The sequence below is a fragment of the Microcystis sp. M53602_WE12 genome, assembly GCF_030065455.1.
Taxonomy (GTDB): Bacteria; Cyanobacteriota; Cyanobacteriia; order Cyanobacteriales; family Microcystaceae; genus Microcystis; species Microcystis aeruginosa.
The window spans coordinates 1-4846 of record NZ_JASJFB010000239.1; the positions used below are offsets into that span (position 1 = coordinate 1).

At 34.8% G+C, this 4846-nt stretch carries 5 protein-coding genes and 1 pseudogene; all 6 read left to right on the plus strand.

The window, feature by feature from the left end:
- Positions 1-381 precede the first annotated feature (381 nt).
- Complete coding sequence (locus PX482_RS08705) at positions 382-537, plus strand: hypothetical protein (RefSeq protein WP_288122325.1); 156 nt, start codon at positions 382-384, stop codon at positions 535-537.
- Positions 538-833: 296 nt separating this feature from the next.
- Positions 834-1115: a type II toxin-antitoxin system RelE/ParE family toxin gene (locus tag PX482_RS08710; RefSeq protein ID WP_002740810.1), complete on the plus strand. Its 282-nt coding sequence runs from the start codon at positions 834-836 to the stop codon at positions 1113-1115.
- 9 nt (positions 1116-1124) lie between these two features.
- Complete coding sequence (locus PX482_RS08715) at positions 1125-1439, plus strand: HigA family addiction module antitoxin (RefSeq protein ID WP_036399402.1); 315 nt, start codon at positions 1125-1127, stop codon at positions 1437-1439.
- 168 nt (positions 1440-1607) lie between these two features.
- Positions 1608-1748 (plus strand): hypothetical protein, encoded by a 141-nt coding sequence (locus PX482_RS08720; RefSeq protein WP_288027899.1) that lies wholly within the window; start codon positions 1608-1610, stop codon positions 1746-1748.
- Between the two features lie 317 nt (positions 1749-2065).
- Positions 2066-3364 (plus strand): AAA family ATPase, encoded by a 1299-nt coding sequence (locus tag PX482_RS08725; RefSeq protein WP_288093802.1) that lies wholly within the window; start codon positions 2066-2068, stop codon positions 3362-3364.
- Positions 3365-3489: 125 nt separating this feature from the next.
- Positions 3490-4770: pseudogene (locus PX482_RS08730) on the plus strand (tetratricopeptide repeat protein); the annotation flags it as partial.
- Positions 4771-4846 lie beyond the last annotated feature (76 nt).

A 4846-nucleotide genomic window follows, 5' to 3' on the forward strand; every position in this document is an offset into this window, starting at 1 on the left:
CAATCATCAGTATTTATTGTCTTATATCACATCATGGGGTCGCTCTCTCGAAAAAAATCACAGTCCCTCACATAATCACAAAAATCATAGTTAAGACGATGATTAGACTCATGATTGAATGAGCGACTATGATTAGGTTATCTTTGACAATCATCAGTATTTATTGTCTTATATCACATCATGGTGTCGCTCTCTCGAAAAGAATCATAGTCCATCACACAATCACAAAAATCATAGTTAAGACGATGATTAGAATGAGCGACTATGATTAGGTTATCTTTGACAATCATGAGTATTTATTGTCTTATATCACATCATGGTGTCGCTCTCTCGAAAAGAATCATAGTCCATCACACAATCACAAAAATCATAGTTAAGACGATGAATGAACAACGCGCCCAAGCTTATGTTAAATTAATAGAACAGTTGCTCGCTTGTGCTGATGGTGAGGAACCCAATATCCTGCAAGCTAATCAGGAATTGATTGACCCCGAATTTTTGCAGATGATGGAAAACTATGCAACAGGGTTAGAATAATAAGGATACAATAACCATGCAGATTGATTTAACACAACACTTTGGGCAATATCTCAATCCTCAAGCGAGAAATATAGAAGAATATAAGGCGTTTTTAACTGTTGGGGACATTGACAATAGGCTAAGGTGTTGTTAGTATATCCAACATGAAGGCTACCGCGCTCATTTGTCGTCGCGTCATCTTGGCCCCAGACGCATTCGCAGAAGTCCCTGTCTGGCCTGTTCCCCAACCAGTTCTGCCATCGGATCATCCTTACGTCATATACTTAAAAGTAGGATAAGAAATTGTTTAGAGAGTGATCCAAAACTTTAAAGATAAAGAAGCTCAAAAAGTTTTTGAACGTAAACATTCGCGTAAATTGCCATTAGATATCCAACAAGTGGCATTGCGAAAATTGCGGATGCTTAATCGTGCGGAAACCCTGCAAGATCTTCGTGTCCCACCAGCAAATCGATTGGAACGTCTGGTTGGTGACAGGGAAGGTCAATATAGCATTCGGGTTAACGATCAATGGCGAATTTGCTTTGTCTGGCAAAACGGTGATGCTCTAGACGTAGAAATCGTTGATTATCATTGAGGTAAAATAATGAATGAAGATAAACTAATGCCAATTCATCCCGGTGAGGTTCTTTTAGAGGAATTTATCAAGCCAATGAACCTTAGTCAGAATCAAATAGCTCTGGCTCTTGGAGTTCCTGAACAATGTATTAACGAAATCGTTCACGGAAAGCAGCCTATCACAGCGGATATAGCTCTTCGGTTAGCTCGTTATTTTGATATGTCACCGCGATTTTGGCTGGGATTACAAATGGATTACGATCTGGACGTTGTTGAAGATGAAATAGGAGATCAATTGGACAAAGAAGTTGCTGTAATGACAGTTATTTGTGCAGAAAAGTAATTTGTTTGATATGTTCTAAGGCAGAAACTTGGAATATATCAAACAAATTTGGCAGCGACCCCCCTTGACAATCACGAATATTTATTGTATCACGTTAAATCATAAGGTTGGTCTCTCTCAAAAAAAATCACAGTCCATCACATAATCACATCAATCACAGTACAGACAATGAATGAACAACGCACCCAAGCTTATGTTAATTTAATAGAACAGTTGCTCGCTTGTACTGATGATGAGGAACTCAATAATATTCTGCAAGCAAATCAGGAATTGATTGATCCCCAATTCTTGCAGGTGATGGAAAACTAAGCAACATTGTTAGAACAACGAGGAAATAATAATCCTGCGGCTTGGTTACGGAATATAGCGCAACAGTTGGGGCAGTTTCTCACCCTTCGACTGGTCAATACTGGATTTAGGGCAAACGCATCTAAATTCTAGATTCCTTATCTAATAAGACTTTCAGCGTTTCAGAAAAAATCAACCATGATCTCGAAAACCCTTATCCAGCCTACCTTTCAAAAATAAGATGCGTTCCCCCTGATACTGGATTTAGGGAGATTGTATTTTTTGAAAAGCTATAATATAATTAATTATGATTATTCAGATAATATTGTTCAATGACTATGACCAAAACTAATCTTGCCAAAAATCTCAAAGAAGCTTACCGAGTTTGTAATCTTGATCCTCTAAGGGGTGAAGCTATGAAACGATATTATGTTGATTTATCAAAAGTTCGCAATACCAAAGCTATAGGTCAAGTTGATACAATTCTTGAATTTCAAGAACCTGAAAAATTTACAACAATTTTATTTACAGGTCATCGTGGCTGTGGAAAAAGCACAGAATTAAGGCGAATTCAGGAAAGATGGCAAGAAAAATATTTTATTATTTATTTAGAAGCTGATCGGGAAATTGACATTGAAGATGCGCGTTATATAGACTTATATTTAGTATTAATTAAGCAAATTGAATATGAACTCAGACAACGAGGAATTAAGTTTGATGATGAACTTCTGGGTAATTTTGAAGCTTGGTTTAAAGATATCACAGAAGAAACAGAGGAAACCGTTGAGAAGTCTGTGAGTATGTCGGGAACTTTAGATGTTAGTTCCTCTCCCTTTCCTATTCCTTTTGTAGCTAAATTATTAGTGAAATTATTAGCACAAATTAAAGGGTCTGATAAACGTAAAAAAACAATTCGTCAAACCTTGGAACAAGATATTTCTCGCTTACAAGCTGATGTAAATTTTTTACTAGATGATGGGTTTAGAAAATTACAGCAAAAATTTCCTCAATATCAAGGATTTTTAGTAATATTCGACAATTTAGATCGAGTAACACCAGAAGTAGGCGATCATTTATTTTTCGATTATGCAGCACAGTTACAAGCCTTGGGATGCAATATTATTTATACTGTGCCAATTTCTACAATCTATTCAGCTAAAAAAGTCAATAATTTTTTCGAGAACTCTAATATTGTCCCGATGATCAATATCTACAATTTACAAAGAAATAAGCCCGATTTAGACTATCAAGAAGAAGCCTTAAAAGCTGTTGCTAAATTAATTGAAGTTAGGGTTAATGTTCAGGATATTTTTGCTAATTACGATGATTTATTAAGTTTAGCTAAAGCTAGTGGCGGTCATGTTAGACAACTAATGCAAATGATGAGAACTGCTATTACTTCAGCAAATGCAAAAGGCGGCTCTAAAATTGATAGTGAAGACGTACAAACTGCCATTAAACAAGTACAATTTGATTTTGAAAGAGTCATTCCTGATGAGCATTATACTCATTTAGTAAATGTCTATTTAAACAAGGAAATTAATAACAATCAAATTGGACAACTTATGTTATTTAATACTTCTGCCTTAGAATATAGCGGTTCTCGCATCTGTGCGGCACACTTAAACCTTTGCTGATTAAGCTGTTCAGGATCGGGAATGTACCTCTTGTGAATCAGAAACGCTATATAATGGTAATGATAGATGGAACTATATCAATCCAGTTGTTGAATCTATTCAAGCTTTTAAAAAGGTATTAAAAAATGTTAGAAACTAAATCTTTCTCTATTTCTAATCATCGTTTATTTTTAGTAAAAAATCAGCAGAGATTAGCTGAGTTACTAACTTTTATTGATTTTGCCGAAGGATTAACTATTGGCTTTATTGAAGTTAACCGCAATGAGGAAGCTAACTGGATAGTTGAGAGTTTAATGAATAATTCTCAATGTCAAAATATACAATTTATTGTTTTAAATATAGATGATTCTCAGGTGCGTTTTTTATTAGATGAAATTTTAAACTATTTATCTAAAAATCCCCCTTTAGAAGATAAAAAGCAAGTGTTAATTATCAAAGGATTAGAAAATTCTATCGGATTTAAGGATTATCCCCCTATTTTACAAAATCTCAATTTTGTTAGAGACGCTTTTACTTATGATGTTCCTTATCCCATATTATTTTGTTTACAAAACGATACTATTACTAGATTTGCTAGATTTGCCCCTGATTTTTGGGCTTGGAAATCAGGTATTTTTAAGTTTGAATCTCTACCAGAAGAAAAAAATATTGATCGTCAATTTGTGAATTTTGCTCGGGTTCTTGAACGAGATGGAGTATCAGAAACTCAAGCAAGAATTGATCTATTAACTAGATTATTTGCAGAGTATTCAGCAGAAAAAAATATATCTATGATGATAACAACTTTACAGCAATTAGGGGTTGCTTATTACCGTAGAGGAGAGTTACAAAAAGCGGAAGAATCTTTGCTAGAAGCTTGGAATTTAAGTAATCAAATAACATCATTAGAACCGACAAAAGTAGCCACTCTTGAGACCTTGGGTTATGTATATAAGAAATTAAAGAAATATGAGGAAGCAGAAACAATTTATCAACAGGTTTTGAATGTTTATTCTGAGCAAAATTTTTCTCAAAAATGGGCTAAAATTCAAAATAGTTTAGGTAATGTTTATCTTGACAAGAATCAAGGCAGTAAAGCTGATAATTTAGAAAGGGCGATCTCTTGTTTTAATTCTGCTTTAGAAGTATATACCCGTGAGAGCTTTCCTTCTGAATGGGCAATGACACAAAATAATCTGGGGGTTGCTTATAGTAATCGCATCAGAGGGGAAAGAGCGGATAATTTAGAGTTAGCTATTGTTGCTTATAACCAGTCATTAGAAGTATATACTCGTGATAGCTTTCCTTCTGAATGGGCAATGACACAAAATAATCTGGGCAATGCTTATAGTGATCGTATCAGAGGGGAAAAGGCAGAAAATTTAGAGTTAGCTATTGTTGCTTATAACCTGTCATTAGAAGTATATAAGTACCTAGGCAAAATTAATTACATACTCGCCTCCAAAATTGTCCAGCACTTTTTTAACGTAAGCGAGGAGGCTC